This is a genomic window from Salipiger thiooxidans, assembly GCF_900102075.1.
GTDB lineage: Bacteria > Pseudomonadota > Alphaproteobacteria > Rhodobacterales > Rhodobacteraceae > Salipiger > Salipiger thiooxidans.
Window position 1 is genome coordinate 350287 of sequence record NZ_FNAV01000001.1, and the last position, 17603, is coordinate 367889.

General features: G+C 66.5%; 13 protein-coding genes. 12 read left to right on the forward strand and 1 reads right to left on the reverse strand.

Going from position 1 to position 17603, the window contains the following annotated elements:
* Nucleotides 1-333 precede the first annotated feature (333 nt).
* The 11 genes from BLQ77_RS01670 to BLQ77_RS01720 all read left to right on the forward strand — a co-directional run bounded on the left by BLQ77_RS01670 (nt 334) and on the right by BLQ77_RS01720 (nt 14622).
* Nucleotides 334-1998 carry an aromatic/alkene/methane monooxygenase hydroxylase/oxygenase subunit alpha gene (locus tag BLQ77_RS01670; protein ID WP_008884305.1) on the forward strand — a complete coding sequence of 555 codons (1665 nt, stop codon included), beginning with the start codon at nt 334-336 and terminating at the stop codon, nt 1996-1998.
* A gap of 83 nt (nt 1999-2081) precedes the next feature.
* Nucleotides 2082-3140 carry a 2Fe-2S iron-sulfur cluster-binding protein gene (locus BLQ77_RS01675; RefSeq protein ID WP_089954596.1) on the forward strand — a complete coding sequence of 353 codons (1059 nt, stop codon included), beginning with the start codon at nt 2082-2084 and terminating at the stop codon, nt 3138-3140.
* A gap of 47 nt (nt 3141-3187) precedes the next feature.
* Nucleotides 3188-4249, forward strand: coding sequence for an aromatic/alkene monooxygenase hydroxylase subunit beta (locus BLQ77_RS01680; protein WP_089954598.1), 1062 nt, complete (start codon nt 3188-3190; stop codon nt 4247-4249).
* 22 nt (nt 4250-4271) lie between these two features.
* The gene (locus BLQ77_RS01685) at nt 4272-4646 is read left to right on the forward strand and encodes an MmoB/DmpM family protein (protein WP_008885347.1); all 375 of its coding nucleotides are present in this window, start codon (nt 4272-4274) and stop codon (nt 4644-4646) included.
* 166 nt (nt 4647-4812) lie between these two features.
* The gene (locus BLQ77_RS01690; RefSeq protein ID WP_089954601.1) at nt 4813-5838 is read left to right on the forward strand and encodes an amidohydrolase family protein; all 1026 of its coding nucleotides are present in this window, start codon (nt 4813-4815) and stop codon (nt 5836-5838) included.
* 4 nt (nt 5839-5842) lie between these two features.
* Entirely contained in the window at nt 5843-6646 is an 804-nt protein-coding gene (locus BLQ77_RS01695) for an iron-sulfur cluster assembly protein (RefSeq protein ID WP_008886131.1), read from the forward strand.
* 65 nt (nt 6647-6711) lie between these two features.
* Nucleotides 6712-8343, forward strand: a complete 1632-nt coding sequence (locus tag BLQ77_RS01700; RefSeq protein ID WP_089954603.1) for a molecular chaperone GroEL — start codon at nt 6712-6714, stop codon at nt 8341-8343.
* A gap of 63 nt (nt 8344-8406) precedes the next feature.
* Nucleotides 8407-9450 carry an NAD(P)-dependent alcohol dehydrogenase gene (locus tag BLQ77_RS01705; protein WP_089954606.1) on the forward strand — a complete coding sequence of 348 codons (1044 nt, stop codon included), beginning with the start codon at nt 8407-8409 and terminating at the stop codon, nt 9448-9450.
* A 141-nt stretch (nt 9451-9591) separates the two neighbouring features.
* Nucleotides 9592-11796: a catalase/peroxidase HPI gene (katG, locus tag BLQ77_RS01710; protein ID WP_089954608.1), complete on the forward strand. Its 2205-nt coding sequence runs from the start codon at nt 9592-9594 to the stop codon at nt 11794-11796.
* Between the two features lie 242 nt (nt 11797-12038).
* Nucleotides 12039-12608, forward strand: a complete 570-nt coding sequence (locus BLQ77_RS01715) for a hypothetical protein (RefSeq protein ID WP_089954611.1) — start codon at nt 12039-12041, stop codon at nt 12606-12608.
* A gap of 70 nt (nt 12609-12678) precedes the next feature.
* On the forward strand, nt 12679-14622 hold the full coding sequence (locus tag BLQ77_RS01720; RefSeq protein ID WP_089954614.1) for a sigma-54-dependent Fis family transcriptional regulator: 1944 nt from the start codon (nt 12679-12681) through the stop codon (nt 14620-14622).
* 9 nt (nt 14623-14631) lie between these two features.
* Here the strand turns inward: BLQ77_RS01720 and BLQ77_RS01725 are convergent, their stop codons facing one another.
* The gene (locus tag BLQ77_RS01725; protein ID WP_089954617.1) at nt 14632-15096 is read right to left on the reverse strand and encodes an Lrp/AsnC family transcriptional regulator; all 465 of its coding nucleotides are present in this window, start codon (nt 15094-15096) and stop codon (nt 14632-14634) included.
* A gap of 132 nt (nt 15097-15228) precedes the next feature.
* Between BLQ77_RS01725 and BLQ77_RS01730 the strand changes: the two genes are divergently transcribed.
* Entirely contained in the window at nt 15229-17595 is a 2367-nt protein-coding gene (locus BLQ77_RS01730) for a thiamine pyrophosphate-binding protein (protein ID WP_089954620.1), read from the forward strand.
* Nucleotides 17596-17603 lie beyond the last annotated feature (8 nt).

Consider the following 17603-nt stretch of genomic DNA (forward strand, 5'->3'; position numbering starts at 1 on the left):
AAAATTTAAATCGTATTTTCAGTTACTTATGTAAATTTTCCATGCTGCAACTGCACATTTCGCCGCATGGGAACGGTCCTTGCATGAAGAGAGGCATAACACGCGATCTTCCCTGTGGAAGAGATGCCAAAGAACGAAGGACCGGGAGGAGAGATGTCGCCAGCATCGCCCGCGCGCGCCGCGGGCCGTGCCGATCTGCGCGCCTCGAGCTTCCCCACCTTTGCCGAGAACCCCGTGCGACGCGGCCCCGGGCCCGAAGCACGCAATGAAACGGCGAAAGCCGCCAAAACGTGGCCGGGAAACCGGGCTCAGAGCTTTAAGGAGGCTCATGGCATGACTTTGACGCTTAACAAGATCACGTCGCAACGTGGTATCTCGGTCGGGGAGGCGACCAAGAAGATCGCGGATCTGGGGTGGAACCCGACCTACGTTCAGGAGGCCGCGACCTTCCCGACGGACTACAAGATCACCAAGGCGCCGCGCGATCCGATGAAACAGGTGCTGCGCTCCTACTTCCCGATGGAAGAGGAAAAGGACAACCGGGTCTACGGCGCGCTCGACGCCGCGCTGCGCGGCGACATGTTCCGCAACGTGGAGCCGCGCTGGATCGAGTGGATGAAGCTCTTCCTCGCGATCATCCCCTTCCCCGAGATCTCGGCCGCGCGCTCGATGGCCATGGTCGCCCGCCTGTCTCCGGGCGAGGACCTGCGCACCGGCTTCACCATGCAGATGGTCGACGAGTTCCGCCATTCCACGATCCAGATGAACCTGAAGAAGTGGTACATGGAGAACTATATCGACCCCGCCGGGTTCGACATCACCGAGGAGGCGTTCGGCAAGTGCTACGCCACCACCATCGGCCGCCAGTTCGGTGAGGGCTTCATCACCGGCGACACCATGACCGCCGCCTGCATGTACCTGACCGTGGTCGCCGAGACCGCGTTCACCAACACGCTCTTCGTGGCCATGCCGTCGGAGGCCGCCCGCAACGGCGACTACGCACTGCCCACGGTGTTCCTGTCGGTGCAGTCGGACGAGAGCCGCCACATCGGCAACGGCCACTCGCTGCTGATGGCCGCGCTCAAGGAGCCCGAGAACCACCTGCTGCTCGAGCGCGACCTGCGCTACGCCTTCTGGCAGAACCACGCCATCGTCGACGCCGCCATCGGTACCTTCATCGAGTACGGCACCACCAACCGCGACAAGGACAAGGAATCCTACGCGGAGATGTGGCACCGCTGGATCTTCGAGGACTACTACCGGACCTACATGCTGCCGCTCGAGAAGTACGGCGTGAAGATCCACCATGACGATGTGCAGGAAGCCTGGAACCGGATCACCAAGAAGAACTACGTCCACAAGGTCGCGCAGTTCTTTTCGGTCGGCTGGCCGGTCAACTTCTGGCGCATCGAGGCCCAGACCGACAAGGACTTCGAGTGGTTCGAACACAAGTACCCGGGCTGGTACGCCGAGTTCGGCGAATACTGGCGGTGGTACGGCAAGCTCAGCAAGCCGGGCGAGACCGTCATCACCTTCAACCAGGATACCGGCTACGTCTATCCGCACCGCTGCTGGTCCTGCCTCGTGCCCTGCCTCATCCGCGAGGACATGGTCGTGGACGAGATCGACGGCCAGCTGCACACCTTCGCCCACGAGCTCGACCGCTGGACCGCCGTCGAGGCCTTCGCTGACGAGTACCAGGGTCGTCCGACGCCGGCGATGGGCAAGTTCTCGGGCAAGCGCGAGTGGGAGTCGGTCTATGACGGCTGGGATCTCGCCGACGCGATCGTCGACCTGAACTTCGTCCGCGACGATGGCGAGACGCTGGTGCCGCAGCCGCACCTGCGCTTCGACAACAAGGACATGTGGAAGCTCGAGCACGTGCGTGGCCACACGCTCCGCTCGCCGCTGAACATGCTGCGCGGGATGAACGACGCGGACCGCGAGGCCCACATCGCCGAGTACCGCGCCGGGTTCACCATCAACCCCTGCAACTGACACGACACGACCGGGAGCCGCCCTCGCGGCTCCCGGACCCTCGGCCGCGCGAATGGCGCGTGCCGTGCCCCAGGGAGGATAGAATGACGGAGACCTATACCGTCCGATTGCAGCCTGTCGGCGTGGAATTCGAGGTGGACGAGGACGAGACGATCCTCGACGCCGCGTTCCGCCAGGGCATCGCGCTGCCGCATGGTTGCAAGGAAGGGCAATGCTCGGCCTGCAAATGCGTCCAGCTCGATGGCGAGACCGAGATGCTCAAGTATTCCACCTTCGCGCTGAACGAGATGGAGAAGGACAGCGGCCACATCCTGATGTGCCGTACCCTTGCCTACAGCGACGTGGACATCGAGCTTCTGAACTATGACGAGGAGGCCCTCTCCAAGTCCATTCCGGTCCGGCAGTTCTCGGGCAAGATCGTCGATTTCCAGAAACTGACCCATGATATCCGAGGCGTTCAGATCGAGTTGGATGTACCTCTCAAGTTCTGGGCGGGCCAATATGTCGACATCACGGTCAAGACGGAAAAGGGGGAGGAGATTACACGCTCGTTCTCCATGGCAAATCCGCCGAGCGAAACCCAAGAACTCGGCTTCATCATCAAGAAGTACCCCGACGGACGCTTCTCGAACGAGCTCGACGACGGAGGCATCAAGGCCGGCGCCGACGTCAGCATCGAGGGACCCTACGGAATGTGCTTCCGACGGGAAGACCGAGAAGGACCCGTGATCCTCGTGGGCGCAGGATCGGGCATGTCGCCGGTCTGGTCGATCCTCAACGATCACGTCGCCAGCGGCGAGGACCGCCCGGTCTACTTCTTCTACGGCGCCCGCACCCGCGACGATTTGATCCTGCTCGACCGGATCGATGCGCTGACCGCGGCCCATCCGGGCATCGAGTTCATCCCGGTGCTCAGCCATGCCGACGACGACGCAGACTGGACCGGCGAGCGCGGCTTCGTGCACGAGGCGGTGGACCGGCGGCTCAAGGCGCTGGGGATCGACGGCGACGGCGACGTCTACGCCTGCGGACCGCCGCCGATGATCGACGCGCTGACGCCGGTGCTTTTCATGCACGACTTCGATACCGACCGCATCTTCTTCGACAAGTTCACGCCCACTTCCGGTTCTTCGGGCCACTGAGACCGGTCCGAACGCTAGTGACGTGACACCAACCAAGGGAGGCTACCATGGTAGCAACATCTAGTTCCGTCGGCTCCGGCGCCGCGGGTGCCGCAGAGTTCGTCGGCTCGAAGAGCCGCAAGTACAGCTACTTCACCCCGCGCGGCAAACGGGCGACCCATTACGAGGACGTCACCTGCGACGTCCAGCCCGATCCCGAGCGCTACCTGATCCAGAACTGGATCATCGAGTTCGAGGGCGGCAAGGGCGGCGGCGCCTACCAGAAGACCTCCACCGCCGCGCAGTCCAGCAACTGGCACGCCTTCCGCGCCCCCGACCAGGAATGGGAGCGGACCCACTACCAGCGCCAGTCGAAGATCGAGACCATGGTGCAGAACGTCATCGCGAACGCCCGCAAGGCCGGTGCGCACAAGGTGTTCGACAAGGCCTGGCAGACCGTCCTGCAGAAGCATCTCGGCGCCTGGAAGCATGCCGAGTTCGGCCTTGGCACCTCGCTCATGCAGGCGCAGCGCTACGGCTACACGCAGATGATCAACAACGCCACGCTGACCAACTCGTCCTACAAGATGCGCCTGACGCAGGACATCACGCTCTACCTCGCCGAGATCGGCATGGATCTCGACGGCTGGGACGACGAGCTCGGCAAGAAGACCTGGCTCGAGGACCCGATCTGGCAGCCCTGCCGCGAGGCGGTCGAGACGATCATGGGCGCCGAGGACTATCTCGAGCAGTACTTCGCCATCAACATCGTGTTCGAGCCGCTGGTGGGCGAGCTGATCCGCTCGGGGTTCTTCATGCAGGCCGCTGCCGCCAACAACGACTTCATCACTCCGCCGGTGATTTCGGCGGCCGAGGCCGACTACGAGCGCAACCTCGCGAACACCGTCGACCTCATTTACCTGCTCGTGAACGACGAGCAGTTCGGCGAGCAGAACCGCGCGCTCTTCAAGGGCTGGCTCTCCAAGCACGGCGCGCTTGCGGAAAAGGCCGCGGACGCGCTTCAGCCGATCTGGTCGCAACCGCATTCCAAGCCGGTCTCGTACCAGGAGGTGAAAGAGGTCTCGCGCGAGCGCCTGGCCCAGATCCTCGACGAGCTCGGTCTCAAGTAATCAGCCAGATAGGGAGAAACAGATGTCTAGCACAGCGCGTAACGCATCAAAGAAGAACATCTTCAAGCCGATGAGCGAGATCGATCTGACCTCGCGCGAGGTGTCGCATCAATGCGGTGTGACCATGAACGACTCTGTCGAGGCGCGCGCCATCGCCGAGTTCATGGAAGAGAACAATCCCAACGTGACCGTCACCTACAACCCGGCCACCATCCGGATCGACGGCGAGGGCAAGCTGATCTTCAAGATGGACGAGATCACCGAATACCTCGGCCGCGAGATGACCGCCGAGATCTTCGAGGTGAACACCTCCACCCACTACGGGCGAATGGTGCGGGTCGACGACAACACCGTGATCCTCTTCGGCGACATGAACGAAGTGATGGAATTCATCTGATCACCGGCACGGGGGCGCGGCACCGCCCTGCCCCCGGCCATCCCCACCGACGGACAGACAGGCGGACGGCCTGACGGACAGACAGCGGGCGCGCGGCCGGAGGAGCCGGATGCCGCGCGCCGCTCCGGACCGTCTGCGCGCGCAACGACACCCAGGGAGGTTAGCAATGTACAAGACACCCGACGGCAAAGAAATCTTCGTCCTCGACGGCCACGTCCACTTCTGGGACGCCAGCCCCGAGAACCAGGCGAACGTCCACGGCAAGCAGTTCATCGACTGCTTCTACGCCTACCACACCAACCTCAGCCCCGAGGAGCAGCTCTGGGAGAAGGCCAAATTCGAGAAATACTCCGAGGAGGACATCTACCGCGACCTCTTCGTCGATGGCCCGGACGACATGGCGATCATCCAGACCACCGTCCTGCGCGATTTCTACAAGGAGGGTTTCGGCTGCCTCGAGCGCTCGCACGAGATGGCCAAACGGCACCCGGAGCGCTTCATCGTCAACGGCAGCTTCGATCCCCGCGATGGCGAGAAGGCGCTCGAGTACATCCACTGGATGAAGGAAACCTTCGATATCAAGGGCGTGAAGATGTACACGGCCGAGTGGAACGGCGGCAGCAAGGGCTGGGCGCTGAACGATCCCGCGGCCTACAAGTGCTTCGAGCTCTGCGACAAGCTCGGCATCCGCAACATCCACGTCCACAAGGGCCCGACCATCATCCCGCTGTCGAAGGACGCCTTCAGCGTCGATGACGTGGACTATGCCGCCACCGACTTCCAGAACCTCAACTGGATCGTCGAGCATTGCGGCCTGCCCCGGCTCGACGATTTCTGCTGGATCGCGACGCAGGAGACCAACGTCTACGCCGGGCTCGCCGTCGCCATGCCCTTCATCCACTCGCGCCCCCGCTATTTCGGCGAGGTCATGGCCGAGCTGCTGTGGTGGGTCGGCGAGGACAAGATCCTGTTCGGCTCGGACTACGCGATCTGGACTCCGCAATGGCTGGTCGAGAAATTCTGGAACTACCAGATCCCCGAGGACATCTCGGCCGAACGCAGCGGCGTGCAGCTGACCGACGCGATCAAGGAGAAGATCCTCGGGCTCAACGCGGCCAAGCTCTACGACGTCGATGTCGAGGCGATGAAGACGCAGCTGGCCGGCGCACCGGTGCAGATCGCGGCGGAGTAAGCTCATGTTCCTTGCCACTCTGAAGGCGGAATGCGAGCTGGAGGTCTGGGACTGCCTTTCGGCAGTCTCGGATCCCGAGCTCGACGAGCCGATCACCGACATGGACTTCGTCCAGAGCGTCGAGGTCTCGGAGGACCTCTTCGTCCGGGTCGAGTTCCGGCTGCCGACCTACTGGTGCTCGCCCAACTTCGCGTTCCTGATGGCCTTCGGCATCCGCTCCGAGGTGATGGCCCTGCCCTGGGTGCGCGGCATGACCGTGCACCTGCAGGACCACTGCCTCGGCGACGAGGTCAACGACGGCGTCAACAGCGGCCGGCCGTTCCACGAGATCTTCGCCGAAAGCTGCGGCGGCGCGGTGCTGAACGAGGTGGTCGAGACCTTCATGGCCAAGGCCTTTGACCGCCGCCAGGAAGCGCTGCTGCTGGCACTGCGCGCCGAGGGCAGGAGCGACGCGGCGATCACCGCGATGACGCTCGCTGCGCTGAAGCGGGTGCGCTTCACCGGCCCCGAGGAGCTGCGGCAGCTGCCGCGCTATCTCGAGCTGCTCGCGGTGAAGGGGCTCGCGCCGGGCGGGGACGCCCCCGCTTTCCCGACTTGGGATGGCCAGCGCATCGCGCCGGACGGGCTTCAGGCGCACATGGGCCGGCTGCGCAGCACGCGCATCAACATGGAGTTCAACGGCGCGCTGTGCCGCGGTCTTGGCGCCACCCGCTACAAGGAGGTCGCGATCGGCCCCGAAGGTCCGACGCTCGTCGATTTCATCGCGGGCCGCGTCCCGCCCCGCGAGGCAACGGACGCGGGCCGGTAACGAACTGAACCAAGACGACAAAATGGGAGGAGGCCCAAAAGTGCTTTGGGTCCAAGGAGGAAGTCATGGCTAAACTGATGGTGCACGGAAAAGTCGCCCGGCAAAACCTGGCGCGCGGGGTTGCGCGGCTGGCGGCGGCGGTCGAACCCACGCTCGGGCCCAAGGGGCTCAACGCGATGGTGGATCGCCCGGTCGGCACGCCGCTCGTCACCCGCGACGGGGTGAGCATCGCGTCCGAGATCGAACTCAGCGACCGCTTCGAGAACATGGGCGCGCAGGTCGTCCGCGAGGTCTCGATGCAGACCAACGACGTGGCGGGCGACGGCACCACCACCGCCATCGTGCTGGCGAACGCCTTGATCCAGAACGGCGTGGAGCTGACCGAAAACGGCGTGCGCCCGGTGGATCTCTGCCGCGGCATCGACCTCGCGGTGCAGACCGTCGTCGATGCCATCGACGCCTCGTCGCGAGACTGCGACGACAACCCCGCCTATCTCGAGGCGGTTGCGCGCGTATCTGCCACCGATCCCAAGCTCGGCGGGCTGGTGGCCGAGGCCTATCACCGGGTCGGGCGCGACGGCGTGATCTCGGCCGATTTCGGGGTGACCATCGACACCACCATGGAGGTGGTCGAGGGCATGTCCTTCGAGCGTGGCTACATCTCGCACCACATGGTGACCGACCGCGATCACATGGAGGCGGTGCTCCGCCATCCGCTGATCCTGATGACCGACCAGAAGATCCTCAAGCCCGCCATGCTCGACAGCGCCCGCCGGATCGCCGACGAGGAGAACCGCCCGCTGCTGATCATCGCAGAGGAGATCGCGCCCGAGGTGATCATCACCCTGCTGGGCGACGGCGGCGCCGGTAAGTACCTGATCGTGCACCCGCCGGAATACGGCCACTGGCGGCAGGCGATGCTGGACGACCTCGCCATTCTGACCGGCGGCGAGGTGCTGGCCCGCGATCTCGGCAAGAAGATCGAGACCGTCACCCGCGCCCAGCTCGGCGGCGCCGAGACGGTGCGCACCCATGCCTCGCACACCAGCATCCTGCGCGGCGAGGGCGACCCCGAGGCGATCCGCGCCCGCCGGGCGCAGGTCCAGCGCCAGCATGACGCGGCCCCGCCCAACATCGAGAAGGACAAGCTGCGCGAGCGCATGTCCAAGCTCACCGGCGGCAGCGCGATCATCTACGCCGGCGGCTTCACCCCGGTCGAACAGAAGCGCACGATCCAGCTGATCGAGGACGCGCTCTGCGCCGTGCGCGCCGCGGCCGAGGACGGCGTCGTCGCCGGGGGCGGCACCGCGCTCGCGCAGATCGCGCCCTGCCTCGATACGCTCTCGGTTTCGGGCGACATGGCCCGCGGCGTGGCGCTGGTGCGGTCGATCCTGACCCAGCCGGTCCGCCGCATCGCCCGCAACGCCGGGGCCGACGCCGACACCGTCGCGGAGAAGGTCGTCAGCGCGCCCAAGGACCACGGCTACAACGCCTCGACCGGCGAGTTCGGCGACATGTTCGAGGCCGGGATCATCGACCCGGCCCGCGTCCCCGCCAGCGCGCTGGTCAACGCAGCCTCGGTCGCGACGCTGATCCTCACCACCGAGACGCTGATCGGCGATCTCGACGAGGGCGAGGCGGATCCCACCGAAGGCCCCGCACTCGGCGGCGGCGCCGAGCTCCTGGGACGCAAGTAGGCCCCCGACACATATCGGGCTGCCGTCCCCGCGGCAGCCCGTTCAGCCAGAAGGAACCAGGATATGAAAGCAGCGAGACTCTACGAATACGATCCCGCGATGAACGTGCAGCTGAAGATTGAAACCGTTGCCCCTCCCACAATCACAGCTCCCGACGAGGTGATCGTTAAGGTCGGTGCGGCAGGCCTTTGCCGTACCGACCTCCACATCATTGAAGGCGTCTGGAAGAACATCATGGACGTCGAGGGCAGCCTGCTGCCCTACACCATGGGCCACGAGAATGCCGGCTGGGTCGAGGATGTCGGCAGCGCCGTCACCTCGGTCAAGCCCGGCGACGCGGTGATCTGCCACCCGTTCAACGCCTGCGGCATCTGCCTGAGCTGTCGCTACGGCCACGACATGTATTGCGATCACGGCAAGTTCCCGGGTCTCGGGCTCGACGGCGGCTTCGCCGAGTACTTCAAGACCAACGAGCGCTCGATCATCAAGCTGAACACCGGCATCACGCCGCTCTCGGTGGCGCCCATGGCCGATGCCGGCATCACCGCATACCGGGCTGCCAAGAAGGCGGCGAAACTGCTGCATCCGGGCGGCTACTGCGTGCTGCTGGGCATCGGCGGGCTCGGGCACATCGCGCTTCAGGTGCTCAAGCACACCTGCGGCGCGCGGGTGATCGCGGTGGATCAGGAACCGGGCGCGCAGCAACTCGCCAAGGAGCTCGGCGCCGACATCGTCATCGCGGGCGGCGCGAACCTCGTGGAAGAAGTCAAGGCCCTCACCGGCGGCGGCGCGCACGTGGCCATCGACTTCGTCGGCGAGCACGGCACCGAGAACCTGTGCTGGAAGCTCCTGCGGCAGGGCGGCGAGCTTATCATGGTGGGCTACGGCGGCACGGTCGAAGTGCCGACGCTCGAGCTTGTCGCCAACGAGATCAAGATCGGCGGCAGCCTCGTGGGCGATTTCGTCGAGCTGGTCGAGCTGATGGAGATGAACGCCGACGGCAAGGTGAAGATGCACCAGACCGAGTACAGCCTCGACAACATCAACCTCGCGATCTCGGACTTCAAGGCGCGCAAGTTCACCGGGCGGGGCGTCATCGTCCCCTGAGCCGACAGGCGGTCCCGGTGACTGCCCGGCGGCCGGCACTCCTCGGCCGGCCGCCTCCGCGCAAGCGACAAGACCATCCGCGGCAAGGTCCGCCCCCGCGACCGCCCCGCCCCAGATGAGAAACACCCCAGGGAGAGAAGAATGGACGGAAACGACATGAAGATGACCGGCGGCTGTCCGGTCATGCACAACGCCACGAACCGTGCGGGACGCAGCAACAAGGACTGGTGGCCGAACCAGCTCAACCTGCGCATCCTGAACCCGGGGGGCGGCAACCCGATGCCCGAGGGCTTCGACTACGGCCGCGCCTTCGAGGCGCTGGATCTCGACGCGGTCAAGGCCGACCTCACCGCGCTGATGACCGACAGCCAGGACTGGTGGCCCGCCGATTACGGCCATTACGGCCCGTTCTTCATCCGCATGGCGTGGCATTCCGCCGGCACCTACCGCACCGCCGACGGGCGCGGCGGCGCCTCGACCGGGACACAGCGCTTTGCGCCGCTGAACTCCTGGCCCGACAACGGCAACCTCGACAAGGCCCGCCGCCTGCTTTGGCCGGTCAAGGAGAAGTACGGCAACGCGCTGAGCTGGGCCGACCTGATGATCCTCGCCGGCAACGTCGCCATCGAGAGCATGGGCGGGCGCACCTTCGGCTTCGGCGGCGGCCGCTCCGACATCTGGGAGCCCGAGGAAGACATCTACTGGGGCTCCGAGACCGAGTGGCTCGCCACCTCGGACCAGCCCAACAGCCGCTATTCCGGCGAGCGCGACCTCGCCGACCCGCTGGCCGCGGTGCAGATGGGGCTCATCTACGTGAACCCCGAGGGGCCCGACGGCAATCCCGATCCCCTCGCCTCGGGCCGCGACATCCGCGAGACCTTCGCCCGCATGGCGATGAACGACGAGGAGACCGTGGCGCTGGTCGCCGGCGGTCACACCTTCGGCAAGGCCCATGGCGCGGGCGACCCGGCGCTGGTGGGTGTCGAACCCGAGGCCGGTCCGCTGCAGGCCATGGGGCTCGGCTGGCTCAACGGCCACGGCACCGGCAAGGGCGTGGACACCACGACCTCGGGCATCGAAGGCCCTTGGACGGCGCACCCGACGCGCTGGGACATGGGCTATTTCGACGTGCTATTCGGATATGACTGGGAGCTGACGAAAAGCCCCGCCGGAGCACAGATCTGGCACGCCAAGGATCTCGCCGACGCCGACCACGCCCCCGAGGTCGACGGTTCGGAGAAGAGGGTCCCGATCATGATGACCACCGCCGACATGGCGATGCGCATGGACCCGATCTACGGCCCGATCTCCAAGCGCTTCCACGAGAACCCCGACCAGTTCGCCGAGGCCTTCGCCCGCGCATGGTTCAAGCTCACCCACCGCGACATGGGACCGAAGGCCTGCTACCTCGGCAAGGAGGTGCCGGCCGAGGAACTGATCTGGCAGGACCCGGTGCCGCCGGTGGATCATCCGCTGATCGACGCCGCCGACATCGCCGCGCTGAAGGCCGAGATCCTCGGCTCCGGCCTGTCGGTGGCTGACCTGGTCTGGACGGCCTGGGCCTCGGCCTCGACCTTCCGCGGCTCCGACCGGCGCGGCGGTGCCAATGGCGCGCGCATCCGCCTCGCCCCGCAGAAGGACTGGGAGGCCAACGATCCCGCCCGCATCGCCCCGGTGCTCGAGACGCTGGATGCGATCCGGTCGTCGTTCAACGGCAGGGCCTCGGGCGGCAAGAAGGTCTCGCTCGCCGACCTCATCGTGCTCGGCGGCGCGGCAGCCATCGAGGCCGCGGCGGAGGCTGGTGGCCACGACATCGAGGTGCCCTTCACACCGGGCCGCACCGACGCCACCGAGGCGCAGACCGACGCCGCCTCCTTCGAGCCCATGGAGCCCCTGACGGATGGCTTCCGCAACTACCAGAAGGCGAGTTTCAGCTACCCGGCCGAGGCGCTGCTGATCGACCGGGCCCAGCTTCTGACGCTGAGCGCGCCGGAGATGACGGCGCTGGTGGGCGGGCTGCGGGCGATCGGGGCGACCCATGGCAGCGACGGCGTGCTCACCGAACGCCCGGGCGCGCTGACCGCGGACTTCTTCGCCAGCATCCTCGACGCCGGCACCGAGTGGCTTCCGACCGACGGGACCGAGACCCGATTCGAGGGCCGGGACCGCACCACCGGCGCTCCGAAGTGGACCGGAACGCGGGTCGATCTGGTCTTCGGCTCGAATTCGCAGCTCAGGGCGCTGGCCGAGGTCTACGCCAGCCGCGGCAACGAGCGGCTGTTCATCGACGCCTTCGTGACGGCCTGGACCAAGGTGATGAACGCCGACCGGTTCGAGCTTTCCTGAGCGTTTCCGCGGGGATCGCTCCCCGCCGCAACCCCCGTACGGAGGCCGGTCGCCCCGGCCTCCGAAGCACCGGGCAACCGCGTCGCGGAACCCGGTCAGGAGCCTTGTGCCAGCGCGTGTTCGCAGGCCGTTGCCAGTGCCTGCAATCCGCTCACTCTTTGACCATGCGCGCCCAATCGCCGCACTTTGACGTGGCGTAAATGTGCATGGGATGATAGCTTTTCCGATGGGAGGACGACGAGGTGGATATTTTTTCAAAGCGCGACGGACCGCGTTCCGAAGACGTGCGTGCCAAGCGCCTGATATCCGAAAACGCCGGCACGATCCGCAAGCTCGCGGATCAGATCAGCAATGGCGGCTTCACCAAAATGCGCCAGGATCAGGCGCGGCGGCGGGAAGCGCCGAAGCCGGAAGGCCTCCTCATTTACGATTTGTCGGCACCATCCAGCCCGGCGGAACCTGACCCTCATGTCCGGATCAGCCTGAACGGCCGTGTCGTGCTTGTAGACCGAAACAGCGGCAGACAGCTCCAGCTTCTCGGAGAGCTCCGCCGCACGATCAGGTCAAGGAAGTTTGTACTGGCGACGGAGGACAACGGCTTCCTTTCGCCCGTCAGCGACGACATCCGCGCAGCGCTCGAACTGCTCGAGAACGCCGAGCTGGGCCCTGACCTGTCCGAGGACGACCTGCTTCGAAGGGTCTCGGACGGGCTCGGGCTGACGGCGGAGACGGACACGCAGCGACGCGCCTCTGACGCCGAAGCCGAGAAAGATGACGGTACACCCGACGATGACTCGAGCGAGCTATTATAACAGAGCAAGCAAGGAAATGAGCGGCTTGACAGACACAGTTCAAGGTCAGCCCCTTGACCGTGAGATCCGGATGGCCTGGGAAACCTTCGTCACCTCCGGCCACCCGGCCGAGGCCAGAAGCGACCACGTCCGGGACGACATCCTCGCCTCGTGGCTGCGCAGCATGGAAATGGGCGTGGATGCCGCCACCCTCGCCTCGCGCAAGATCAGCGACGAGGACGAGATCGCGCTGAGGCGCCAGCACAACGCGCATCTGCGGCGCGCCGCCTCTGCCGCGTTCCGGCGTCTTGAACCCCACCTCAGCGATGCCAAGTCGATCATGCTGCTGGCCGACGACCAGGGCGTGATCATCGACGCCATCGGCGACGCCTCGGTGCTGGACGACGGCCAGGGCATCCATCTCGAGGTCGGCGGCCAGTGGAACGAGAAGACCGTCGGCACCAACGGCATCGGGACAGCGCTGAAGACCGGCAAGCCGATGTACGTCCACGCCGCCGAGCATTTCGTCGAAGGCGTTCAAGCCTGGACCTGCGCCGGTGCGCCGATCCGCAACCCGTTCGACAACTCGGTGATCGGCGTGGTCGACCTCTCGGGCCCGCCCGACATCTTCCGCCGCCACAACATCGCGCTGGTGCTCGCCGCCGCGCGCGAAATCGAGATCGCCCTGGCCGAACAGCAGCGGCAGGACCGGACCCAGCTGCTCGAAGCCTTCCTGCAGTCGAAGTACAGCCAGGCGGACAATTCCGTGCTGCTGCTCGACCGCAACGGGCGCATCCTGTTCCGCCGCGGCGTCGACGAGACCACGTTCCCGTCTTCCGACAAGCTGCTGGTCGGGCAGAAGCTGCTTCCCGATCTCGAGGCGTTCAACGCCAAGGACCTCCCCACCCTGTTGCCGCCCAATGTCGAGGCACAGGGGCTCGAGCGGCTGGTGCTCGACAACGACTACCGCGGCGCCGCGCTGTTCCTCAAATGCGACCGCTCGCTCCGGCGGCCCGAGATCGGTGCCCGGCGCATCCAGCCCCGGCCCAACGTCTCGGAAGAGCCGATCCACATCGTCTGCGCCTCGCCCAAGATGCTCGAGGCCATCGAGCTGGCCGAGCGCGCCGCGCAGGCCAATGTCTCGGTGCTGATCCAGGGCGAGACCGGCGTCGGCAAGGAACTCTTCGCGCGGCTGATCCACAGCCGCCTTGGCCGGCCGGACTCGCCCTACGTGCCGGTGAACTGCGCCGCGATCTCGAACGACCTGATCGGCGCCGAGCTTTTCGGCTACGTCGACGGCGCCTTCACCGGGGCCGCGCGCGGCGGCCGGGCCGGCAAGTTCGAGCAGGCGAACGGCGGGCTGCTCTGCCTCGACGAGATCGGCGACATGCCGATCGAGCTGCAGCCCTACCTGCTGCGGGCGCTGGAGCAGCGCGCCATCTACCGCATGGGCGACAGCAAGCGGCGCCCGGTCGACGTGCGGCTCGTGGCGATGACCAACCGCGACCTGCGGCAGGAGATCGAGAAGGGCAAGTTCCGGCGCGACCTGTTCTACCGCATCGGCGTGGTCACCATCGAGGTGCCGCCCCTGCGCGAGCGCGGCAGCGACATCCTCGCGCTGCTGGAACATTTCTCGGACCATTTCGCCAGGGAAACCGGCCGGCCCAAGATGAGCTTCGGAGCGGACGCGCTGAAGATGCTCGCGTCCTACCGCTGGCCCGGCAACGTGCGCGAGCTGCGCAATGCCGTGCAGCGGATATACCTCGTGTGCTCCGGCCCCGTCGTCACCGTGAAGGACCTGCCGCCCGAACTGCGTGACGACTTCGACGAATCCGAGGAGGATTCGCTGGAGAGCATCCTGAGCGGCAATTCCGGCGATCTCGAGAGCATCGAGGCCAGCGCCATCCGCCGGACCATCGCCGCAGAGAAGGGCAACCTCACGCGCGTGGCCGCCGTGCTGGGGATCTCGCGCCCCACGCTCTACCGCAAGATGCGGCAGTACCGCATCGATCGCTCTGTCGGCCGCCCGGACTGAGCCGCGCCCTCAGTCGAGCCGCGCCGGCAGGTACTTCACCCGCCGGATCGGGATCGAGGATTCCAGCGAGGCCACCCCCGGCAGCTTGGTCAGCCGCCCGGTCAGGAACCGCTCGAACTCCGCGAGATCGCCCACCGCGACGCGCAGCAGGTAGTCGAAGCTTCCGGTCATCAGCCAGCAGTCGACCACCTCGGGGCAGCGCTTGATCTCGGCCTCGAAGGCGACCAGCCGGTCGTCGATCTGCCGATCGAGCCGCACCGAGATGAAGACGCTGAAGCCGTAGCCCAGCCGCGCGTCGTCGATCCGCGCGCTGTAGCCGGTGATGTAGCCCTCGGCCTCGAGTTTGCGGATCCGCCGGGCACAGGGCGACGGCGAAAGCCCGACCTTCTCGCTCAGCTCCTGATGGGTCAGCCGTGCGTCCCGCTGCAGGGCGCGCAGGATCCTGTAGTCGATTTCGTCGAGATCCATGGTCATATGCGCCGGCTTCCATCGCATTTTTCGCGAAACACGCCCGATCTCAGCGCAATCCGCACCAGATCGCAACAGCTTTGGCGAAATCCCCCCGCTCAGGCGGATATGCTCGTCCCCGGAGGAGGAGGACCCCACATGACGGACGACTCGCGGCATCTCAGGGACATCGAACAGCGGCTGCTCTGGCTGTCGCACTGGATGATCCACAACGCCAACCACCTGCGCCCCAAGGCCGACGGCATCAAGGTGGGCGGGCATCAGGCTTCGTCCGCCTCGATGGTGTCGATCATGACGGCGCTCTATTTCTCGGCGCTCCGGGCCGAGGACCGGGTCGCCGTGAAGCCCCATGCCGCGCCGGTCTTCCACGCCATGCACTACCTGATGGGCAACCTCCCGCGTGAGAAGATGGAGGCCTTCCGCGGCTACGGCGGCGTGCAGAGCTACCCCAGCCGCACCAAGGACGTGGACGACGTGGATTTCTCCACCGGCTCGGTCGGGCTCGGCGTCGCGATCACCAGCTTCGCGGCGCTGGTGCAGGATTACATCCGCGCCAAGCCCTGGGGCGTGGACGCGCCCTCGGGCCGCATGGTGGCCCTCATGGGCGACGCCGAGCTTGACGAGGGCAACATCTACGAGGCGCTGCAGGAAGGCTGGAAGAACGACCTGCGCAACTGCTGGTGGGTCATCGACTACAACCGCCAGTCGCTCGACGGGATCGTGCGCGAGGGGCTCTTCGGGCGGATCGAGAAGATCTTCGACGCCTTCGGCTGGGACGTGATCCGCGTGAAGCACGGCCGGCTGCAGCGCGCGGCCTTCGAGGAAGAGGGCGGCGCGGCCCTGCGCGACTGGATAGATGGCTGCCCCAATGCCGAGTATTCCGCGCTCACCTACATGGGCGGCGCGGTCTGGCGGAAGCGGCTGAACGACGATCTCGGCGATCAGGGCCCGGTGTCGGCGCTGATCGAGCGGCGCAGTGACGCCGAGCTGGCCGAGCTGATGGAGAACCTTGGCGGCAACTGCGTCGAGACCATGGCCGAGACCTTCGCATCCATCGACCACGACCGCCCGACCTGTATTCTCGCCTACACGATCAAGGGCTGGGGGACGCCCATCGCCGGCCACAAGGACAACCACGGCGGGCTGATGACCAAAGCGCAGATGGCCGAGTGGCAGGCCCACATGGGCGTGCCCGAGGGTGCGGAGTGGGAGCCCTTCGCCACGCTCGACGACCCCGACCGGCTGCGCGGCTTCCTCGACCGCGTGCCGTTCTTCGCCCGCTACCCGCGCCGCCTGAGTGACGACCGGCTGGCGGTCCCGGATCTCGCTGCGCCCACCGATGCCGAGATCTCGACGCAGGTCGCCTTCGGCAAGATCCTCGGTGCGCTCGCCCGCGACAAGGGCCCGCTGGCGGAGCGGATCGTCACCACGTCACCCGACGTCACCGGCACCACGAGCCTCGGGCCGTGGGTCAACCGCCGCAAGCTCTTTTCCCGCACGGCGCAGGCAGATGCCTTCATCGAGCACCGCATCCCCTCGACCGCGAAATGGGAGTTCTCGCCCGACGGCCAGCACATCGAACTGGGCATCGCCGAGATGAACCTGTTCCTGCTGCTGGGCGCCGCGGGGCTGGCGCATTCGCTCTGGGGCAAGCGGCTGATCCCCATCGGCACGGTTTACGATCCCTTCGTGCACCGCGGGCTCGATGCGCTCAACTACGCCTGCTACCAGGACGCCCGTTTCATCATCGTGGGCACGCCCTCGGGGGTAACGCTGGCGCCGGAGGGCGGGGCGCACCAGTCGGTGGGCACGCCGCTCACCGGCATGGCGCAGGACGGGCTCGCGGCCTTCGAGCCCGCCTTCGCGGATGAGCTCGCGGTGATCCTCGGCTGGGCCTTCGACTACCTCCAGCGCGATGGCGACGGCGACCCGGACGAGCGCACGTGGCTGCGCGACGAGACCGGCGGCTCGGTCTACCTGCGGCTCACCACGCAGCCGCTCGAGCAGCCGGGCAAGCGCAGCGACGACGGGTTCCGGCAGGGCTCCATCGACGGCGCCTACTGGCTGCGCGAGCCGGGGCCGAACTGCAGCGTCGTCATCGCCTACCAGGGCGCGGTCGCGGCCGAGGCCATCGCCGCCGCCGGCATCGCGGGCGAGCACCGGCGCGACATCGGCGTGCTTGCCGTGACCTCCGCCGACCGGCTTGCCGCCGGCTGGACCGCCGCCCAGCGGGCCCGGGCGCGCGGCAACGCGAACGCGCAGAGCCATGTCGAGCGCCTACTCGCCCCCTTGCCTGCCTCATGCAGCCTCGTGACCGTGCTCGACGGCCACCCGGCGACGCTGGCCTGGCTTGGCTCGGTCGCGGGGCACCGGACGATTGCGCACGGGGTCGAGCATTTCGGGCAGACCGGGACGATCCCCGACCTGCACCGCCATTTCGGCATCGACCGCCAGTCGCTTGTGGCCTCGATCTCGGGGCTCACGCCCGGGCGGCAGATCCGCTGAGCCGTCCC